Genomic DNA, 1,094 nt, shown 5'->3' on the forward strand with positions numbered 1-1,094 from the left:
ACGGCGATCAGGGCGGCGACGGGTACGGCGAGCAGGCTGCCCACGATGCCGGCGAGGTTGCCGCCGAGGGTGACGGCGAGGAGGATCACGGCGGCGTGCAGGCCCAGGCCGCGGCTTTGCACCATGGGCTGGAAGACGTTTCCCTCGAGTTGCTGGACGGCGATGATGATGGCGAGCACGATGAGGGCGTCGGTGGGGCCGTTGGAGACCAGGGTGATCAGGACGGCGACGAAGCCGGCGAACAGGGCGCCGATGATGGGGATGAAGGCCGCGACGAAGGTCAGGACGGCCAGGGGCAGGACGAGGGGGACGCCGACGATCCAGAGGCCCAGGCCGATGAAGATGGCGTCGAGCAGGCCGACGAAGGCTTGGGAGCGGACGAAGGAGCCCAGGGTGTCCCAGCTGTGGGCGGCCACGGTGGGCAGGTCGGTGGCCAGGCGGCCGGGGAGCTGGCGGGTGAGCCAGGGGAGGAATCGGGGGCCGTCTTTGAGGAAGAAGAACATCAGGAACAGGGCCAGGACGGTGGTGACCAGGCCGTTGAGGATGGTGCCGACGCCGGTGACGGTGGCGGTGACGATGCTGCCGACGCTTGATTGGATGCGGGTGGCGGCGGTGTCGAGGGCGGTGCTGAGTTGGTCGGCGCCGATGTTGAGGGGTGGTCCGGCGGCCCAGTCGCGTAGGCGTTGGATGCCGTTGCCGACGCCGGTGGCCAGTTCGCCGGCTTGGGAGGCGACCGGGACGGCGATGAGGACCAGGGTGCCGGCGGCGAGGAGCAGGAACAGGGCGGTCACGGTGGAGGCGGCCAGGGTGGGGTGCCAGCCGTGTTGGCGCAGGAAGCGGGTGATGGGCCAGGTCAAGGTGGTGAGCAGCAGGGCGATGACCAGGGGCCAGATGATCGACCACATCTGGCCCAGGATCCACAGGGTGAGTGCGGCCATCAGCACGACGAGCAGCATCTGCAGGGAGATCCGCGCCGAGGTGCGCAGTGCGGCGCGGGTCTTGGTGACGTTCAGCGGGGCAGGCACGAGATCACCTTAGACACAGCCGGGCCGGAGCGCGCCGGCACGGCGACCGTCACGACCGGGCGCGTCCGC

At 70.0% G+C, this 1,094-nt stretch carries 1 protein-coding gene; it reads right to left on the reverse strand.

Annotation, left to right across the window (positions count from 1 at the left end):
- A partial coding sequence (locus ACTOQ2_RS43895; protein ID WP_440107968.1) for an AI-2E family transporter occupies positions 1-1,025 on the reverse strand: 1,025 nt, incomplete at its 3' end.
- Between the last annotated feature and the right edge of the window lie 69 nt (positions 1,026-1,094).

Source organism: Streptosporangium sp. H16, assembly GCF_051918855.1.
Classification (GTDB): domain Bacteria; phylum Actinomycetota; class Actinomycetes; order Streptosporangiales; family Streptosporangiaceae; genus Streptosporangium.